This is a genomic window from Crossiella sp. NPDC003009, from assembly GCF_053591555.1.
In genome coordinates, this window is the sequence record NZ_JBSFUA010000055.1 from 1 (window position 1) to 18,429 (window position 18,429).

Genomic DNA, 18,429 nt, shown 5'->3' on the forward strand with positions numbered 1-18,429 from the left:
GCGTGCCGGCGTCTGGATTGGTCATGCCCGCTAGCTGATTGCGTCCCGGCTCTTGGTGGACATTCCGTTGTGCGTTGACGTAAATTGGCATGACCACGAGGTCACCAACAACTGGTACCCGGGCGAGATCCTGGACGACGCCCGCTACACCGAGAAGCGGGTGGACGTGCTGGCCCAGCGCGCCTTCCAGGCCTTCCACGAGTGGCTGCCGGTGCGCAAGGCGGACGCGGTGGACGGCCGGGTCTACCGCAAGGTCTCCTACGGTCCGCACCTGGACGTCTTCGTGCTGGACATGCGCACCTACAAGGGCGCCAACACCCCGGGCACCGCGCCGTTCGAGCCGATCCTCGGCGCGGCCCAGACCCGCTGGCTGACCAGGGAGCTGGACCGGTCCCGGGCCACCTGGAAGATCATCGCCGCGGACCTGCCGATCGGGCTGGTCGTGCCGGACGGCGCGAACATCGAGGGCGTGGCCAACGGGCAGCCGGGCGCGCCAGCGGGCCGGGAGGCCGAGCTCGCGCTGGTGCTGCGGGAGATCCACCGCCGCCGGGTGCGCAACGTGGTGTGGCTTACCGCGGACGTGCACTACACCGCGGCGCACCACTACGCGCCGGAACGGGCCGCCTTCACCGAGTTCAGCCCGTTCTGGGAGTTCGTCTCCGGGCCGCTGCACGCGGGCGCGTTCGGCCCCAACAAGCTGGACCCGACCTTCGGCCCCCGTGCGGTCTTCGTCAACGCGCCGCCCGCGCCGAACACCTCGCCGATGGCCGGGTTCCAGCACTTCGGCCAGGTCAAGATCGACGGCCCGAGCGGCAGGCTGACCGTGCACCTGCGCGACCAGGACGCCCGCTCGCTGTTCTCGACCACCCTGGAACCCGAACGTGGCTGAGCGCTCAGTCCAACGGCAGGGACACCCGGAACACCGCTCCACCGGAAGGTCCATTGTGGACGCTGACCGATCCGCCGTGCCCGGCGACTACGGAGTCCACAATGGACAAGCCGAGTCCGGCGCCGCCGTGTTCGGCGCGGGCGGACTCGCCGCGGTAGAACCGCTCGAACACCTTGGCCCTGGCCGATTCGCCGATTCCGGGGCCGGTGTCGGCGACGGTCAGCACCACCCGCCCGGCCTCGGTCGTGACCCGCACAGTCGCGGCCGTGCCGGGCGGGGTGTGCTTGCGCACGTTGTCCAGCAGGTTGCCCAGCACCTGCCGCAGCCGGTCCGCGTCGCCGAGCATGGTCACCGGGCCGCCGGCGTCGAGCCGGAAGTCGTGGCCTGGCGCGGTGTTCGCGTCGGCGACCGCGTCCGCGACCAGCGCGGTCAGCTCCACCGGCTCCCGTTCCAGCGGGCGGCCCTGGTCCAGCCGGGCCAGCAGCAGCAGTTCGTCCACCAGCACGCCCATCCGCTCGGCCTCGGACTCGATCCGCCGCATGACCAGCGCCAGGTCATCCGGCCTGCCGGCCGCACCGCGCCGGAACAGCTCGGCATAGCCCCGGATGGTGGCGATCGGGGTACGCAGCTCGTGTGAGGCGTCCGCGACGAACCGCCGCAGCCGCTCCACCGCCGCGCTGCGCTGGGCGAAGGCCGTCTCCAACTGGGCGAGCATCGCGTTCAGCGCCGTGCCCAGCCGCCCGACCTCGGTGCGCTCGCCCGCGCCAGCCACCCGCCTGCTCAGGTCCCCGGAGCCGATGGCCGCAGCGGTCGCCGAGATCGCGGCGAGCGGCCGCAACCCGCGGCGCACGGCGGGCGCGGAGAGCAAGGCGAGCAAGGCCAGCGCGACCAGGCTGGAGATGATCGCCACGTTGGCCGCCCGGTTGATCAGCTCGTCGGTGGCCGCGGTCCGCATGGCCACCACCAGGATCGGGCCGCGCTCGGCCAGCCGTTCGGTGTGCACCAGCCAGCCCGGCACGCTCGACAGCCCCTCGACCAGCGACTCCGGCAGCTCCGGCCGGTCACCGAAGGACGCGGTGTCCAGGACCGCGCCGTGAACTTCGCGGAGCTGGAAGAACGACGGTGCCTGGCCGCGTGCCGCCGCCGCTCGCCACAACCCGGTGACCGTGCCGGGCTGGCCGTCCGCGACCAGCCGAGGCGAGGAACCCTGGGTGCGCAGATCGGCCCGGAAGTCCTTGGCCACGGCCGAAAGCACGTCGTCCTGCGTGTCACCGGCCCAGTCCTGCAACGCGCCGAAGATCGCACCGACCGAGGTGCCGAGCCCGATCACCAGCAGGCCGAGCACGGTCAGCACCAGCCGTCTGCGCAGGGACATCAGGACTCGCCACGGGGCAGGCGCAGCACGTAGCCGATTCGCGGCACGGTGTGGATCAGCTGCGGCTCACGGCGGTCGATCTTGCGGCGCAGGTAGGAGATGTAGGTCTGCACCACCGCGGCGTCGCCGTTGAAGTCGTACTGCCACACGTGATCCAGGATCTGCTGCTTGGACAGCACCCGGCCCGCGTTGGCCAGCAGGTAGCGCAGCAGCTTGAACTCCGTCGGCGTCAGATCGACCACCTCGCCGTGCCTGCGCACCAGGTACGCGTCCTCGTCCAGTTCCAGATCGGCCAGGGACAACGGGTCCGCCGCGCGGATGCGGCCGCGGCGCAGCACCGTGCGCACCCGCACGGCCAGCTCGGCGAGGCTGAACGGCTTGGTCAGGTAGTCGTCGCCGCCCGCGGTCAAGCCGATGATCTTGTCCTCGGTGGCGTCCTTCGCGGTCAGGAACACCACCGGCACGTCCCGGCCGTCCCGGCGCAGCGCCCGGCACCAGTCCACGCCGGTGGTGTCCGGCAACATCACGTCCAGGATGATCAGATCCGGCGCGAAGCTCGTGGTCAGCGCCCGCGCCTCCTGCCCAGTGCCGGCCACGGCGGTCTCGAACCCGTCGTAGCGCAACGCCATGGACACCAGGTCGGCCAGATATCGCTCGTCCTCGACGACGAGCACGCGGATGGGCGGTCGGCTCACCAGCCCAGTGTGTGGCAGTGGAACGGTGCGGGCACCCGGTTCGCCCGATTGACAGAGAACTCTCAGCGCGCACGCAGAGCCACCGAAGATCTGCCTGTTGGCCTGGAACTATGGAAGCTCTTTCGCGCTGGGTGCTGGCCAGGCGACGACTCGTCGGCCTGCTGACCCTGACCCTGTTGCTCGCCGGTGGCGCGGCGATCGCGCTGCTGCTGCCCCAGGTCTCCGAACGCAACGCCTACCCCGGACTGCCCGGCTATGAGGCCAACCAACGCATTACCGCCACCTTCGGCACCGGCGGCTACGAACGCCCGGTCGTACCGGTGGTGACCCTGCCCGAGGGCGCCACGGCCGACTCTGCCCGCGCCGAACTGGCCCGCGCGTTCGGCGCGGTGACCGCCGCGACCGGAGCGCGGGTGGCCTCCTACGCCGACACCGGCGACCGCGGGTTCGTCGGCACGGATCGGCGAACCACCTTCGGCCTGGTCTTCGGCGGCCCGGTGGAACAGGGCGGCCTGCCCGGCAGCGCGCTGGGCGAGGGCGCCGGGCTGGAACCCGCCATCGACGCCGCCATGCGCCCGCACCTGCCCGAGGGGTCCGAGTTGCGGGTCACCGGACTGGACGCGCTGGCCACCGGCGCGGACACCGGCGGGCTGAACGTGCCGATCAAGCTGCTGATCACCATCGGGGCCGCGGTCCTGGTGCTGGCCTGGGTGTTCCGCTCCGCGCTGGCCCTGGTGCCGCTGCTGACCGCGGCGATCGCGATCCCGGTGTCCTTCCTCGGCTTGCTGGCGGCGAGCCTGGTGATCGAGATCCACGAGACCACGCTGATCATGTTGCCGCTCTTCGGCATCGGGATCGGCATCGACTATGCGCTGATCCTGGTCAGCCGCTGGCGGGAGGAACGCGCCAAGGGTATGGCCGGGGACGAGGCGGTGCACCGCGCGATGGCCACCGCCGGACACGCGGTGCTGTTCAGCGCGGGCGCGGTGGCGATCGGGCTGCTCACCATGGTGGTGCTGCCGATTCCGTTGCTGCGCAGCCTCGGCGTCGGCGGGATGCTGGTGACCCTGGCCAGCGCCGCGGTGTCGCTGACCGTGCTGCCGCTGCTGCTGGCCCGCGCGCAGCCAGGGTCGGCGCGGGCGGAGGGCCGGGCTTGGTTCTCCTGGGCTCGGCTGGTGGTCCGGTTCCGGGGTGTGGCCGCGGTGCTGGCGGCCGGGGCGCTGCTCGCGCTGTCCGCGGCCGCGCTGGACCTCAACCTGCGAGTGCCGACCACTGACCACCTCGCCACCGAGGGGCCGGGACGGGACGGGCTGACCGTGTTGGAGCGCAACGGGATTCCGTCCGGTGTGCTCACTTCGTTCGACGTGTACCTCTCGCCCGGCACCGCCGTCGAACCGGTGCGCGCCACCCTCGGCCGGCTGCCCGGCGTGCACGCGGTGACCGCGCCGGTGCACCGGGACGGGGCCGCGTTGCTCACCGTGTTGCCGGTGGCGGAAGGGGGCTCGGCGGCGGGGGAGGCCACCATCGAGCGGGTGGTGGCGGCGATGCCGGGTGCGCTGGTCGGCGGCAACGTGCGGCAGCAGATGGACTACGTGCGGGTCACCTACACCGCGTTCCCGTGGATGCTGGCCGTGCTCGCATTACTCAGTTATGTCCTGCTGGCCAGGGCGTTCCGCTCGCTGTTGTTGCCGCTCAAGGCGATCCTGCTCAACCTGCTTTCCCTCGGCGCGGTGCTCGGCGCGATGGTGCTGCTGTGGCAGTGGGGCTGGGGCACCGAGGCGCTGCTCGGGCTGCGGCCGGACGGGGCCATCGGAACCTTCGTGCCGGTGACCATCTTCGCCTTCCTGTACGGGCTGACCATGGACTACGAGGTGTTTCTGATCGCCAGGATGCGCGAGGAACACGACCGCACCGGTGATACGGAAAGGGCTGTGGTGGAAGGGATTGGCCGGACCGGGCGACTGGTCACCAGCGCGGCGCTGATCCTGTTCTGCTCCTTCGCCGCGATGGCCGCCGGCGGTGAGCTGGACGTGGCGATCTTCGCCTCCGGGGTGGCGCTGGGCATCCTGCTCGACGCCACGCTGATCCGCTCGGTGCTGGTGCCCGCCACCGTGGCCATGCTGGGCCGGTGGAACTGGTGGCTGCCGTCCTGGGCGGCCCGGGTGCTCCGGGTGCCGGTGACTGAAAATACTTGCAGGTAAATGGAGTATTGCCTTGGCTGGGTCCGCGTGGTTTTCTGCCGACCCGCCCGTATGGGTTTGCAAAAACTTGCGACAAGGAGGTCGCCGTGCGGCGCAGCCGGAGATCCGTCGGAGTCCTGCTGAGCGCGGCGCTGGTCGTGACCGCGCTGCCCGCGTTCACCGGCACCGCGACCGCGCTGCCGCCGGCTGCCCCGCTGGCGATCGGCGCGGTCGCGGATCTGCCCTCGGGCGTGCGCGAGGGCGACCGGCGGCTCGGCCGGGACGCGCTGCGCGGTGACCTGACCGGGCAGCGGTTCTACTTCCTGCTGCCGGACCGCTTCGCCAACGGCGATCCCCGCAACGACACCGCGGGCAGCCCGGGAGACCGGTCCCAGCACGGCTTCGACCCGGCGGACAAGGGCTACTACCACGGCGGCGACCTGGCCGGGCTGCGATCAAAACTGGACTACCTGCGCGGCATGGGCACCACCGCGGTGTGGCTGACGCCGATGTTCCGCAACCGCTGGGTGCAGGGCAGCGGCAGCACCGCCTCCGCCGGGTACCACGGCTACTGGACCACCGACTACACCGAGCTGGACCCGCATTTCGGGACCCTGCACGAGATGCGCGCGCTGATCAGGGACGCGCACGCGCGCGGCATGAAGGTCTTCTTCGACATCGTGGCCAACCACACCGCCGACGTCATCGACTACGCGGGCGGCAAGCACGACTACCGCGGCATCGGCGCCCAGCCCTACCTGGACGCGGACGGGCGGCCCATCGACGTGGCCGCACTGGCCGGGGGCAAGGACTTCCCCAGGCTGGACGCGCGCCGCTCGTTCCCGTACGAGCCGGTGCTGCGCGGCGGGGACGCCGGGGCGAAGAAACCCAGGTGGCTCAACGACGTCACGCTCTACCACAACCGCGGCAACTCCACCTTCGCCGGAGAGTCCTCCACCTACGGCGACTTCGACGGGCTCGACGACCTGATGACCGAGCACCCCAGGGTGGTCGACGGGATGACCGAGATCTTCACCAGCTGGATCGACACCCTGGACATCGACGGCTACCGGGTGGACACGGTCAAGCACGTCAACCTGGAGTTCTGGCAGGCGCTGGCGCCCAGGGTGCGGGAGTACGCGCAACGCAAGGGGAAGAAGGACTTCTTCGTCTTCGGCGAGGTCTACGACGGCGACCCGGCGATCACCTCCAAGTACACCACCGGCGGGAAACTCCAGTCCGTGCTGGACTTCCCGTTCCAGGGCGGCGCGCGGTCCTTCGCCGCCGGGCAGGGCGCGGACCGGCTGGCCGAGGTGCTGCTGGCTGACGACCGCTACACCGACGCCGACTCCAACGCCTCCTCGCTGCCCACCTTCCTGGGCAACCACGACATGGGCCGGATCGCGGGCATGCTGCGCCAGGACCGGCCCGGCATGGCCGATCCGGAGGCCCTCGACCGGCTGCGGCTGGCGCACAGCCTGATGTACTTCTGGCGCGGCAACCCGGTGGTCTACTACGGCGACGAGCAGGGGTTCGCGGGCACCGGCGGGGACAAGGACGCGCGGCAGGACATGTTCCCCAGCAAGGTGCCGGAGTGGCTGGGGCAGGACCAGATCGGCACCGGGGCCACCCCGGCGGCGGACAACTTCGACCCGGGTCACCCGCTGTACCGGCACCTCGGCCAGCTGGCGTCCTTTGTGGACGGTGACCCGGTGTGGCGGCGGGGCAACCAGGTGCTGCGGCTGGCCGAGCGGGATGTGCTGGCCTTCAGCCGGATCGACCGGGAAACCCAGGTCGAGCACGTGGTGGTGGCCAACGCCGGTACCGGCGCGGCCGAGGTCTCGGTGCCGGTGTCCGCGCCAGGACTGGGTTTCCGCGCGGTCTGGGGCGGCGAGACCGCGCCGGTCAGCGGTGCGGACGGCGCGGTGCGGGTCACCGTCCCGCCGCTGTCCGCGCTGGTGCTGCGCTCGACCGGCCGGATTCCGGTGCCGCCCACCGTTTCCGCGCAGCCCACGCTGGTGGTGCCGCCGGCAGGCACCGCGCTGCGCGAGCGGGTCGAACTGCGCGCGGACCAGGTGACCGCGCCCTACGCGCAGGCCACCTTCGCCGCGCGGGTGGCGGGGCAGCGGGACTGGACCGTGCTCGGCACCGACGACGCCGCGCCGTACCGGGTCTTCGCCGACCTGGTCGCGCTGCCGGGAGCCAAGGCCGGGGCACGGGTCGAGCTGCGCACCGTGGTCAAGGAGGCCGCCGGTCGGTTGAGCGCGGACGGCGCCGAGGTGACCCTGGTCGCCGCGCCGGGCGATGGCACGGGAGCGCAGCCGAGTCCGGACTGGCTGGTGGTGCACTACAACCGGCCTGCCGGGGACTACGACGGCTGGGGACTGCACGTGTGGGGCGAGGTCGCCGAACCCACCGCGTGGGAGCGGCCGCTGCCGTTCGCGGGCGAGACCGGCTACGGCCGCTTCGCCTGGGTGCGGCTCAAGCCGGGCGCGAAACAGGTCGGCTTCCTGGTGCACAAGGGCGAGGAGAAGGACGTGGCGAGTGATCGCTTCGTCGATCCCTCGATCACGCCGCAGGTGTGGCTGAAACAGGGGCAGGCGCCGGTGTTCCCCGGGCAGGCCGCGGCCACCGGCGCGGTCGAGGTCCGCTACCACCGGCCCGGTGGCGACTACGGCGGCGTGCGACTGCGGCTCGGCGGCGGCATCGCGGCGGACCAGCCGACCGAGATCCCCCTGGACAGCAGGGACGACTACGGCGTGCGGGCTGCCGTGCGGGTCAACGGCACCGGCGCGCCGGTCGAGCTGACCGTGCTCAAGGACGGCACGACCGATGTCAGCGGCCGGATCGAACCCGCGCGCGGGGCGGAAGCCTGGCTGCGGCAAGGGGACCAGGCCGTGCACGCCAGCCGCGCCGCGGCCGAGCGGCGGATCGTGCTGCACTACCACCGGCCGGCCGGTGACTACGAGGACTGGACGCTGTACCACTGGGGCGGCTCGGCCACGCCCAGCCCGTCCTGGAACGAGTCCCAGCGACCGGATCGCCGGGACGGGTTCGGGCTGACCTGGTCGGTGCCGCTGGCCGAGGGCGCCACCGGGCTCAGTTACCTGCTGCACCGCGGCGACACCAAGGACCCGGGGCCGGACCAGCGGATCCAGCTGGGTGCCACCGGCCACGAGGTGTGGTACGCCAGCGGGGTCACCCGGCCGGACGGTTCGGTCTCCTACGTGCTGCCGCCCTCGGCCGCGGCCCCCGCGGACGCGGATCTGAGCAAGGCCAAGGCGATCTGGGTCAGCAAGGACCGGGTGGTGTGGGACGTGCCGCCTGCCGACACCGACGGCTACGAGCTGCGGCACGACGCGGACGGGCGGATCGCGGTGGTGGCCGGGCAGGTGCAGGGCGGCCGGGTGCTGCGACTCGCGCCCGATCCCGGCGGACTGCCCGCGGAGCTGGCCGCGAAGTTCCCGCATCTGCGCGGAAAACCGGTGTACCGGCTGCGAGCGTCCGATGTGGACAGTGGGCGGGACGCGGTGCGCGGGCAGGTGGTCGCGGTGCACCGGGACGCGGGCGGCGCGCTCCGGCACGCCACCGGGGTGCAGCTGGCCGGGGTGCTCGACGAGCACTACGCGCCGGCCGCGGCCGGGCTGACCTACGGCCCACTGGCCCAGCCGGCCGGCGTCCGGCTGTGGGCGCCCACCGCGAAGTCGGTGCGGCTGCGCCTGTTCGACCGCACCCCGCCCGCCGCGACCGCGCAACCGAGCCAGACCGTTGCCCTGCACCGTGATCCGGCCTCCGGAGCGTGGACCGGGTTCGGCGACTGGCTGGACCGCTACTACCAGTACGAGGTCACCGCCTGGCAGCCGCGCACCGGCAAGGTGGAGACCGCGGTCGTCACCGACCCGTACTCGCTCGCGCTGACCGTGGACTCCACCCACTCCCAGCTCACCGACCTGCGCGAAGCCCCACCCGGCTGGGACCGCGAGGTGGCCAAGGGCCTGGGCCCGAACCCGGCCAGGCACGCCATCACCGAGCTGCACGTGCGCGACTTCTCCATCGGCGACGCCAGCGTGCCCGAGGCGGATCGCGGCACCTACAAGGCGTTCACCCACCGCGACTCCACCGGCATGCGGCACCTGCGCACGCTGGCCGAGGCCGGTATGGACACCGTGCACCTGCTGCCCACCTTCGATATCGCCACCATCCCGGAACGCCGCGCCGACCAGCAGAAACCCGCCTGCGACCTGCCCAGCCTGCCCGCGGACTCCGAGCAGCAGCAGGACTGCGTGGCCAAGACCGCGGCCAAGGACGGGTTCAACTGGGGCTACGACCCGTGGCACTACGACGTGCCGGAGGGCTCCTACGCCACCCCCGGCGCCCAGTCCGGCCAGGCCCGCGCCCGGCAGTACCGGGAGATGGTGCAGGCCTTGCACGCCAACGGGAACCGGGTGGTGGTCGACGTGGTCTACAACCACACCGCGGCCGCGGGCAACGACCCCAAGTCGGTGCTGGACCGGGTGGTGCCCGGCTACTACCAGCGGCTCACCGAGGACGGCTCGGTGGCCAACTCCACCTGCTGCGCCAACACCGCCACCGAGAACGCCATGATGGGCAAGCTGGTGGTCGACTCGGTGCTGCGCTGGGCGCGACTGTACAAAGTGGACGGATTCCGGTTCGACCTGATGGGCCACCACCCCAAGGCCAACATCCTCGCGGTGCGCGCCGCGCTGGACCGGCTGACCGTGGCCGCCGACGGGGTGGACGGGCGCAACATCCGGATCTACGGCGAGGGCTGGGACTTCGGCGAGGTCGGCGGCAACGCCCGGTTCGAGCAGGCCACCCAGGCGAACATGGCGGGCACCGGCGTCGGCACCTTCAACGACCGCCTGCGCGACGGCGTCCGCGGCGGCGGCCCGTTCGACGCCGACCCCAGGGTGCAGGGACTGGGTTCCGGCCTGGCGGGCGATCCCAACGGCAGCCCGGCCAACGGCACCCCGGCCGAACAGCAGGCCCGGCTGACCAACTATGCGGACCTGGTCAAACTCGGCCTGGCCGGCAACGCCGCCGACTTCCGCTTCCGCGGCACCGGCGGGGCCGAGGTCACCGGCCGCGAGGTCCGCTACAACGGCGCCCGCGCCGGGTACACCGCCGGTCCCGCCGAGTCGATCACCTACGTGGACGCGCACGACAACGAGGCCCTCTACGACGCGCTGGCCTACAAGCTGCCGCCCGGCACCTCGATGGCCGACCGCGTGCGCATGCAGACCGTCGCGCTGGCCCCCGCCCTGCTCGGCCAGGGCCAGCCCCTGGTACACGCGGGCACCGAGTTCCTGCGCTCGAAGTCCTTGGACCGCAACAGCTACGACTCCGGCGACTGGTTCAACCGCTACGACCCGGCCCTGCGCGGCTCGGTCTTCGGCTCCGGCCTGCCGCCCGCGCACGACAACCGCGACAAGTGGCCCTACGCCAAACCCCTGCTGGCCAACCCGGCCCTGAAACCCGCCCCCGCCGACCTGCGCACCGCGCTGGATCGCACCCTGGACCTGCTCCGCCTGCGCCAGTCCTCCCCGCTGTTCACCCTGCCCGAGCAGGCCCTGGTGCAGCAGAAGCTGTCCTTCCCGGACCTCAGGTCCGCGCCGGGCGTGGTGGTCGCGCACCTGGACGACACGGTCGGCCCCGACCTCGATCCGGCGCGGCGAGGTGTGCTGGTGCTGATCAACCCGGATCCGGCGGCGCAGGAGATCGCGCTGCCTGCCGGTGGCGGGTGGCGGCTGCACGAGATCCAGGCCGGCGGCGGGGATCCGGTGGTGCGGCAGACCAGCGTCAGCGGCGACCAGGCCAGGGTGCCGGGCCGGACGGTGGCGGTGCTGACGCGCTGACCGGAGGGCTGTTTCGCCCAACTGGTGAATCGAGTCCTCGCCGTGGGTAGCCGAAGTACCTGGGGAGATCCCGCGCTGGAAGGCAGGCACCACGATGAGCGAAGCCCACACCCCCGAAAGCCCCGGTCACCGCACCGGAGAGCACCAGCGCCCCGACCCGGCCGCCGACCCCCGCACGGGCCGCCGCCGTGCCACCGAGCGCGCCGGCACCGAGCGGACCGTCACCGAGCGAGGCGCGCAGGGCGTCACCGAGCCCAAGCGGAACCGCCTCGGCGGGCTGTGGACGGTGTTCGTGGTGGCGGCCGTGGTGCTGTTGCTGCTGCTGGTGTTCATCCTGGAGAACGGCCAGGACGTGCAGATCTCCTACTTCGGCGTGGCGGGCACGCTGCCGCTGGGCGTGGCGCTGCTGCTGGCGGCGATCCTGGGCGTGCTGCTGGTCGCGGTGCCCGGGTACGCGCGCATCATCCAGCTGCGCCGGAGCGCGAAGCGGGGGAGCGGGCGGGGCTGAGCGAGCCGCGCCAGGTACCCTGCGCGCGAGCATCCTCCAGCCGGCACCCCGAACCGCGCCGGTACCCCGAACAAGGAGAAAGTACGTCGTGAGCGAGCGCACCCTGGTCCTGGTCAAGCCCGACGGCGTTGCCCGTGGCCTGGTCGGCGAGGTCATCTCCCGCATCGAGCGCAAGGGCCTGAAGCTGGTCGCGCTGGAGCTGCGCAACGTCGAGCGCGGCGTTGCCGAGCAGCACTACGCCGAGCACGACGGCAAGCCGTTCTTCGGCAGCCTGCTTGACTTCATCACCTCCGGCCCGCTGGTGGCCGCGGTGGTCGAGGGCACCCGCGCCATCCCGGCCTTCCGTCAGCTCGCCGGTGGCACCGACCCGGTCGAGAAGGCCACCCCCGGCACCATCCGCGGCGACTTCGCCCTGGAGACCCAGTTCAACCTCGTGCACGGCTCCGACTCCCCGGAGTCCGCCGCCCGCGAGATCAAGCTCTGGTTCCCCAACCTCGCAGGCTGAGTCCGGCCAGGTAGCACTCAGCAGGGCGTCCTCGCAGGTCAGCGGGGGCGCCCTCGCTGTGTCCAGCGGAAAACTCGTTCTGTTCTGTCGGTGTCCTCGGTTACCGTCGCCTGCGTGAACGGCGACGGTTGGCTGGTCGAGGCGAACGGGCTCAGCAAACGCTTCGGCGACTTCGAGGCGGTCCGCGGCATCGACGTGAAGGTCGGCGCGGGTGAGGCTTTCGGCTTCCTCGGACCCAACGGCGCCGGCAAGTCCTCCACCATGCGGATGATCGCCTGCGTGTCCCCGCGCAGCGGCGGCGAGCTGTCCGTGCTCGGCCTCGACCCGGACGTGCACGGCCCCCGGATCCGCGCCCGCATCGGCGTGGTGCCGCAGCAGGACAACCTGGACAACGAGCTCACCGTCCGGCAGAACCTCCAGCTCTACGGCCGCTACTTCGGCCTCTCCCGTGCGCACGTGCGGGACAAGGCCACCGAGCTGCTGGACTTCGCCAAGCTCACCGACCGCGCCGACGCCGAGGTCGAGTCCCTCTCCGGCGGCATGAAGCGACGACTCACCATCGCCCGCTCCCTGGTCAACGACCCCGAGCTGCTGCTGCTCGACGAGCCGACCACCGGCCTGGACCCGCAGGCCCGGCACCTGTTGTGGGACCGGCTGTTCCGGCTCAAGCAGCAAGGCGTCACCTTGATCATCACCACCCACTACATGGACGAGGCCGAGCAGCTCTGCGACCGCCTGGTCGTGATGGACAACGGCCACATCGTCGCCGAGGGTTCCCCGGCCGACCTGATCGCCGCCCACTCCACCCGCGAGGTCCTCGAGCTCCGCTTCGCCCCCGGCCACCAGAGCGAGGCCGCGCCCACGGTCGCCGACCTGGCCGACCGCGTGGAGATCCTGCCCGACCGCCTGCTGCTCTACACCGCGGACGGCGAGACGGCCCTGGCCGCCGCGGTCGAACGCGGCATCCGCCCGGTGTCCAGCCTGGTCCGCCGCAGCTCGCTGGAGGACGTGTTCCTCCGGCTCACCGGCCGAACGCTGGTGGACTGATGAGCGACTCCGCACACCCGGCGCCCACCGGCTCCGCCCACCCGGCGCCCGCCGCCTCCGCTCACCCGGCCACCGAGTCGGCCGCAGAGCCGATCGGCACCCGGTCGCGCCGTCGCGCCACGGGACGGCCGGTCGGCGCGTGGCGGGCCGCTTTGCTTGTGGTGGAAGGAAAGTGGACCTGGTACAAGCGCAACTGGCGAGCCACCTTCTTCTCCAGCGTCGGACAGCCGCTGCTGTTCCTGCTCGCCCTCGGCCTGGGCATCGGCTCCCAGGTCAAGCCGGGGTCGGTGCCGGGCGGCGTGTCCTATCTGGAGTACCTGGCGCCCGCGCTGCTCGTGGTCGCGGCAGTGCAGAACGCCACCGGTGAGTCGACCTTCCCGGTGCTGTCGTCGTTCAAGTGGCAGCGGGTCTACTGGGGCATCAACGCCTCACCCATCACCCCCTATCAGATCGTCGGCGGACAACTGCTGTGGACAGCGGCCCGGCTGCTGCTCTCCGGCGGCATCTACCTGGTGGTGGCCGCGTTCTTCGGCGGAGTCCGCAGCCCCCTGGTGCTGCTTTCCCTGCTGTTCGCCACGCTGGCCGGCATGGCCTTCGCGGCGCCACTGGTCGCCTACGTCGCCACGGTCGACGACGAAGGCCAGTCCCTCAGCAACATCTTCCGGTTCGTGCTGATGCCGATGACCCTGTTCGCAGGCACCTTCTTCCCGCTGGACCGCCTGCCCGACCTGGTCCAGCCGGTCGCCTGGATCACCCCGCTGTGGCACGGCACCGAACTCGCCCGAGGCACCGTCCTCGGCGGCCTGGAGCTGTGGCCCGCGGTGGGCCACACCGCCTATCTGCTCGCCCTGCTGGCCGGCGGCGGCGCGCTGGCTGCCCGCAACTTCCGCCGAAGGCTGGCGAACTGACATGACGAACGACGACAGGACAACGGACGGCATCGCGGACCACCACACGACCAGCGACGCCCAGTCCGATGGCGCGCGGTCGGGTGGGAACGGCCACGAGACTGGCCACGCCCAGACTGGTGGCGAGCGGTCACGCGGGAGCAGCGACACGGCTGGCGACACCCGGGCCAGTGGCGCGCAGTCGGGTGGGAGCGGCCACACGGCTGGCGACACCCTGGCCGGTGGCGCGCAGTCGGGCGGGAGTGGTCGCGTGACTGGCGACGCCCAGACCAGCGGTGCACAGTCGAGCATTGGCGGCAACGCGGCCAGCGACACGCGGGCTGGTGGCGAGCGGTCACGTGGGAGCAGCCAGACGGCTGGCGACTCCCGAGTCGGTGGCGAGCAGTCGCGCGGGAGTGGCGTGACCGGTGACGCCCGGACCGGTGGTGCGCAGTCGAGTGGGAGTGGCCACGCGACCGGCGACACCCGGGTTGGTGGCGCGCAGTCGGGCGGGAGTGACCGCACGGCTGGCGACACCCGGGCCAGTGGCGAGCAGCCGAGCGGCAGTGGCCACCGGACCGGCGACGGCCGGGGCAGTGGTCGCGCGGCTGGTGACCGGGCGGGTGGGGGCCTGCTGGTTGGTGAGCGCTTGGCCGGTGGGCACCCGGTGGCCGAGCGGTCGGCTGGGCCGCTGTTGCGCATCCTGCCCGCGGGGCTTTACGCCGGGCGGGGCCGGATGATGGTCGAGCGGGCGCTGCTGGTGAACCGGCGGTCCTGGCTCAACCTGGTGTCAGGCGTACTGGAACCACTGTTCTTCCTCCTCTCGCTGGGCGTCGGTTTCGGCAGCATGGTGGGGCAGGTGGCCGGTCCGGACGGGCAGCCGATGGACTACGCGATGTTCCTCGCGCCCGCGCTGCTGGCCTCCTCGGCGATGAACGGCGCCATCAACGACGCCACCTACAACGTCTTCTTCAAGCTCAAGTACGCCAAGCTCTACGACGCGGTGCTGGCCACCTCGCTCGGGCCGCTGGACGTCGCGGTCGGGGAGATCACCTGGGCGGTGATCCGCGGTGGGCTGTACTCCGCCGGGTTCCTGCTGGTGATGCTGGGCATGGACCTCATCTCCTCGCCGTGGGCGCTGCTGGCGCTGCCGGTGGCCCTGTTCGTGGCCTTCGCCTTCGCCGCGGCCGGCATGGCCTGCACCACGTTCATGCGGTCCTGGCAGGACTTCGACCTGGTGCAGCTGGCGATCCTGCCGATGTTCCTGTTCTGCAGCACCTTCTACCCGCTGTCGGTCTACCCCCGGCCGCTCCAGTGGATCGTGGAGTGGTTGCCGCTCTACCGCGCGGTCGAGCTGATGCGCGGACTCACCACGGGGCACGTCGGCATCGGCATGCTGGGCCACCTCGGGTACTTCGTGGTGATCGCGGCGGTGGGCATGTGGGTGACCACCCGGCGGCTGGACAAGCTGCTGCTGCGATGAGCTCAGTCCGGTTCCTGACGGGCGCTCAGGTGCTCGCTGACCGCGGTGGTGAAGCGGGCGGGCTCGTGCACCAGGTCGCGCCAGGTGAAGGTCCTGAGGCGCCAGCCGAGGGGTAGCCAGCGCCAGTGCGGGGCGCGGGCCGGGTCCTGGAACTCCAGGGCGAGCCGGTGTTCCGGGTAGGCGCCGTCGGCCGTGCACAGGGTGACGCCGTCGGCGACCAGGTCGTAGCTCGGGGTGAACGGGGGCAGGTCGGCGTCGGCGAGGGCGATCCTGGCCGCGCACTGGAGGAACGTGCCCGTCGTGCCGGTGGCGGCGGCCAGGTGCGCGCGCAGGTCGCGGTCGCCGGGGGAGCGGGGCAGTTCGGCCAGGCAGGTCTCCAGGTCGGGGCGGGTGACCAGGCGGCGGTGCAGGGCGTCCTCGATGAGCCAGATGGCGGGTAACCGGGGGAGCTCGCGGGCCAGGTCCAGGACCGTTCTGGGCACGGTGGTGCAGGGCAGCCCGTTGACCCTGGTGACGTGGTGGTCGGGCAGGGTGCGGGTGTGCGAGCGCAGGTCGTGTCTTCGCAGGTAGCGGTATGTGCGGGGGACGGTGACGTGCTCCGGGCCCTCGGTCGAGGGCAGGACGAGGCCGTGCAGGCGGGCGGCGGTGTGGTGGCTGGCCACCGCGGTCCTGGTGCCGGTGGCCAGCAGGGCCGCGCGGGCGCGCAGGCGAGGGGTCGGGCGGACTTCCTGGTGGCACCCGTGCGGGCCTCGGGGCGGATGGCCGCCGCGGCGTGCGCCGGAGAGGTCAAGCGGGCGGGGGAGGAGGCCGTTCGGGGTGGTGGTGGCGGTGTTGTGGGCGGGCATGAGGGCAGCTTGGCCGGGTGGTGGTGGGTGGGGCCAGCGGGTGTCGGCCGGGCTGTGGACAACTGGTCACTTGTGGATAAGTAGCGATCTTGGGATTGGCCGGGCGGAGGCACGGGCCGATGGGCGTTACCCTGGTCGCGTGAGTGTGCAGTCTGTCTTCCCCCAGCTTGAACCGCTGCTTCCGCAGGTGTCCAAGCCCGTCCAGTACGTCGGCGGGGAGCTGAACGCCACCGTCAAGCCCTGGGAAGAGGCCGTGGTCCGGTGGTGCCTGATGTACCCGGACGCCTACGAGGTCGGCCTGCCCAACCAGGGCATCATGATCCTCTACGAGATCCTCAACGAGCAGCCTGACGTGCTCGCCGAGCGCACCTACGCCATCTGGCCCGACCTGGCGAAGCTGATGCGCGAGAACGGCGTGCCGCAGTTCACCGTGGACGGGCACCGGCCGGTCGGCGCCTTCGACGTGCTCGGGGTCAGCTTCGCCACCGAGCTGGGCTACACCAACCTGCTCAACGCGCTGGACCTGGCCGGGATCCCGATCCACGCGAAGGACCGCACCGAGGACCACCCGATCGTGCTGGCCGGCGGGCACGCGGCGTTCAACCCGGAGCCGATCGCCGACTTCCTGGACGCCGCCGTGCTCGGCGACGGCGAGGAGGCGGTGCTCGAGGTCACCGACATCATCCGCACCTGGAAGGCCGAGGGCTGCCCCGGCGGCCGGGACGAGGTGCTGACCAGGCTCGCCGAGACCGGCGGGGTGTACATCCCGCGGTTCTACGACGTGGAGTACCTGCCAGACGGCCGGATCCAGCGCGTGGTGCCCAACCGCGACCGGGTGCCCTACCGGGTGTTCAAGCGGACCACGATGGAGCTCGACGAGTGGCCGTACCCGAAGCAGCCGCTGGTCCCGCTGGCCGAGAGCGTGCACGAACGGATGAGCGTGGAGATCTTCCGCGGCTGCACCCGCGGCTGCCGGTTCTGCCAGGCCGGCATGATCACCCGCCCGGTGCGGGAACGCTCCATCGAGGGCATCGGCGCGATGGTGCAGCGCGGACTGGCCAGCACCGGCTTCGAAGAGGTCGGCCTGCTGTCCCTCTCCAGCGCGGACCACTCCGAGATCGCCGAGGTCACCAAGGGCCTCGCGGACCGCTACGAGGGCACCAAGACCGGGCTGAGCCTGCCCAGCACCAGGGTGGACGCCTTCAACGTCGACCTGGCCAACGAGCTCTCCCGCAACGGCCGCCGCTCCGGGCTCACCTTCGCCCCGGAGGGCGGTAGCGAGCGGCTGCGCAAGGTGATCAACAAGATGGTGTCGGAGGAAGACCTCATCCGCACCGTCAGCACCGCCTACGCCAACGGCTGGCGGCAGGTGAAGCTGTACTTCATGTGCGGCCTGCCCACCGAGACCGACGAGGACGTGCTGCAGATCGCCCGGATGGCCAAGGAGGTCATCAAGGCCGGGCGGGTGGCGTCCGGGCGCAAGGACATCCGCTGCACGATCTCCATCGGAGGGTTCGTGCCCAAGCCGCACACCCCGTTCCAGTGGGCCGCGCAGTGCGATCCGGACACCGTGGACGACCGGCTGCGCAAGCTCCGCGACGAGATCAACACCGACCGCTCGATCGGCCGCAACATCGGCATGCGGTACCACGACGGCAAGCCCGCGCTGATCGAGGGACTGCTCTCCAGGGGTGACCGCAGGCTGGGCCGGGTGATCGAGCGGGTGTGGCGCGAGGGCGGCCAGTTCGACGGCTGGGGCGAGCACTTCTCCTACGACCGCTGGGTGGACGCCGCCAAGGTCGAGCTGGAGCAGGTAGGCCTCGACCTGGCCTGGTACACCACCAGGGAACGCGAGGAGCTGGAGGTCCTGCCCTGGGACCACCTCGACTCGGGCCTGGACAAGGAATGGCTGTGGTCGGACTGGCAGGACGCGCTCGACGAGCGTGAGCAGGACGACTGCCGCTGGACCCCGTGCTTCGACTGCGGCGTGTGCCCGGCGATGAACACCGACATCCAGGTCGGCCCGACCGGCAAGGTGCTGTTGCCGATCACCCCGGTCGGCACCGGCAGCCCGGTGCGCAACCCGGCGTTCAGCCAGGGCTGAGCCAACACGAAGGCCCCGGTTCCCTTGTCAGACAA

General features: G+C 71.7%; 11 protein-coding genes and 1 pseudogene. 9 read left to right on the forward strand and 3 right to left on the reverse strand.

Features of this window, described 5'->3' with window-relative positions:
- Nucleotides 1-79: 79 nt before the first annotated feature.
- Nucleotides 80-889, forward strand: a pseudogene (locus ACWDY5_RS35775) (alkaline phosphatase D family protein); the annotation flags it as partial.
- Between the two features lie 4 nt (nucleotides 890-893).
- Here the strand turns inward: ACWDY5_RS35775 and ACWDY5_RS35780 are convergent.
- Together ACWDY5_RS35780 and ACWDY5_RS35785 are read right to left on the reverse strand one after the other, a co-directional pair.
- Nucleotides 894-2,264 carry a sensor histidine kinase gene (locus ACWDY5_RS35780; RefSeq protein WP_449726557.1) on the reverse strand — a complete coding sequence of 457 codons (1,371 nt, stop codon included), beginning with the start codon at nucleotides 2,262-2,264 and terminating at the stop codon, nucleotides 894-896.
- Nucleotides 2,264-2,959 (reverse strand): response regulator transcription factor, encoded by a 696-nt coding sequence (locus ACWDY5_RS35785; RefSeq protein ID WP_449726558.1) that lies wholly within the window; start codon nucleotides 2,957-2,959, stop codon nucleotides 2,264-2,266. Before ACWDY5_RS35785 ends, ACWDY5_RS35780 begins: the two co-directional genes overlap by 1 nt.
- 110 nt (nucleotides 2,960-3,069) lie before the next feature.
- On the opposite strand from ACWDY5_RS35785, the gene ACWDY5_RS35790 reads away from it, so the two are divergent.
- The 7 genes from ACWDY5_RS35790 to ACWDY5_RS35820 all read left to right on the forward strand — a co-directional run bounded on the left by ACWDY5_RS35790 (nucleotide 3,070) and on the right by ACWDY5_RS35820 (nucleotide 15,445).
- Entirely contained in the window at nucleotides 3,070-5,160 is a 2,091-nt protein-coding gene (locus tag ACWDY5_RS35790; RefSeq protein ID WP_449726559.1) for an MMPL family transporter, read from the forward strand.
- A gap of 86 nt (nucleotides 5,161-5,246) precedes the next feature.
- Nucleotides 5,247-11,015, forward strand: a complete 5,769-nt coding sequence (gene pulA, locus ACWDY5_RS35795; protein ID WP_449726560.1) for a pullulanase-type alpha-1,6-glucosidase — start codon at nucleotides 5,247-5,249, stop codon at nucleotides 11,013-11,015.
- A 94-nt stretch (nucleotides 11,016-11,109) separates the two neighbouring features.
- On the forward strand, nucleotides 11,110-11,523 hold the full coding sequence (locus tag ACWDY5_RS35800) for a LapA family protein (RefSeq protein WP_449726561.1): 414 nt from the start codon (nucleotides 11,110-11,112) through the stop codon (nucleotides 11,521-11,523).
- An 88-nt stretch (nucleotides 11,524-11,611) separates the two neighbouring features.
- Nucleotides 11,612-12,028 carry a nucleoside-diphosphate kinase gene (gene ndk, locus ACWDY5_RS35805; RefSeq protein ID WP_185002156.1) on the forward strand — a complete coding sequence of 139 codons (417 nt, stop codon included), beginning with the start codon at nucleotides 11,612-11,614 and terminating at the stop codon, nucleotides 12,026-12,028.
- A gap of 114 nt (nucleotides 12,029-12,142) precedes the next feature.
- Entirely contained in the window at nucleotides 12,143-13,075 is a 933-nt protein-coding gene (locus tag ACWDY5_RS35810) for an ABC transporter ATP-binding protein (protein ID WP_449726562.1), read from the forward strand.
- A complete protein-coding gene (locus ACWDY5_RS35815) occupies nucleotides 13,075-13,983 on the forward strand; it encodes an ABC transporter permease (protein WP_449726563.1) in 909 nt (302 codons plus the stop codon). Before ACWDY5_RS35810 ends, ACWDY5_RS35815 begins: the two co-directional genes overlap by 1 nt.
- A gap of 628 nt (nucleotides 13,984-14,611) precedes the next feature.
- Nucleotides 14,612-15,445: an ABC transporter permease gene (locus ACWDY5_RS35820; protein ID WP_449726564.1), complete on the forward strand. Its 834-nt coding sequence runs from the start codon at nucleotides 14,612-14,614 to the stop codon at nucleotides 15,443-15,445.
- Nucleotides 15,446-15,447: 2 nt separating this feature from the next.
- Here the strand turns inward: ACWDY5_RS35820 and ACWDY5_RS35825 are convergent, their stop codons facing one another.
- Nucleotides 15,448-16,290 (reverse strand): hypothetical protein, encoded by an 843-nt coding sequence (locus ACWDY5_RS35825; protein WP_449726565.1) that lies wholly within the window; start codon nucleotides 16,288-16,290, stop codon nucleotides 15,448-15,450.
- A gap of 139 nt (nucleotides 16,291-16,429) precedes the next feature.
- Here ACWDY5_RS35825 and ACWDY5_RS35830 point away from each other — a divergent pair, with 139 nt between their 5' ends.
- Nucleotides 16,430-18,394 (forward strand): TIGR03960 family B12-binding radical SAM protein, encoded by a 1,965-nt coding sequence (locus ACWDY5_RS35830; protein WP_449726566.1) that lies wholly within the window; start codon nucleotides 16,430-16,432, stop codon nucleotides 18,392-18,394.
- The last annotated feature ends 35 nt before the right edge of the window (nucleotides 18,395-18,429 follow it).

Coding starts and splice junctions, on each gene's coding strand:
- ACWDY5_RS35780 (WP_449726557.1), bottom strand. CDS start 2,264: ATGTCCCTGCGCAGACGGCTGGTGCTGACCGTGCTCGGCCTGCTGGTG.
- ACWDY5_RS35790 (WP_449726559.1), top strand. CDS start 3,070: ATGGAAGCTCTTTCGCGCTGGGTGCTGGCCAGGCGACGACTCGTCGGC.
- ACWDY5_RS35800 (WP_449726561.1), top strand. CDS start 11,110: ATGAGCGAAGCCCACACCCCCGAAAGCCCCGGTCACCGCACCGGAGAG.
- ACWDY5_RS35815 (WP_449726563.1), top strand. CDS start 13,075: ATGAGCGACTCCGCACACCCGGCGCCCACCGGCTCCGCCCACCCGGCG.
- ACWDY5_RS35825 (WP_449726565.1), bottom strand. CDS start 16,290: ATGCCCGCCCACAACACCGCCACCACCACCCCGAACGGCCTCCTCCCC.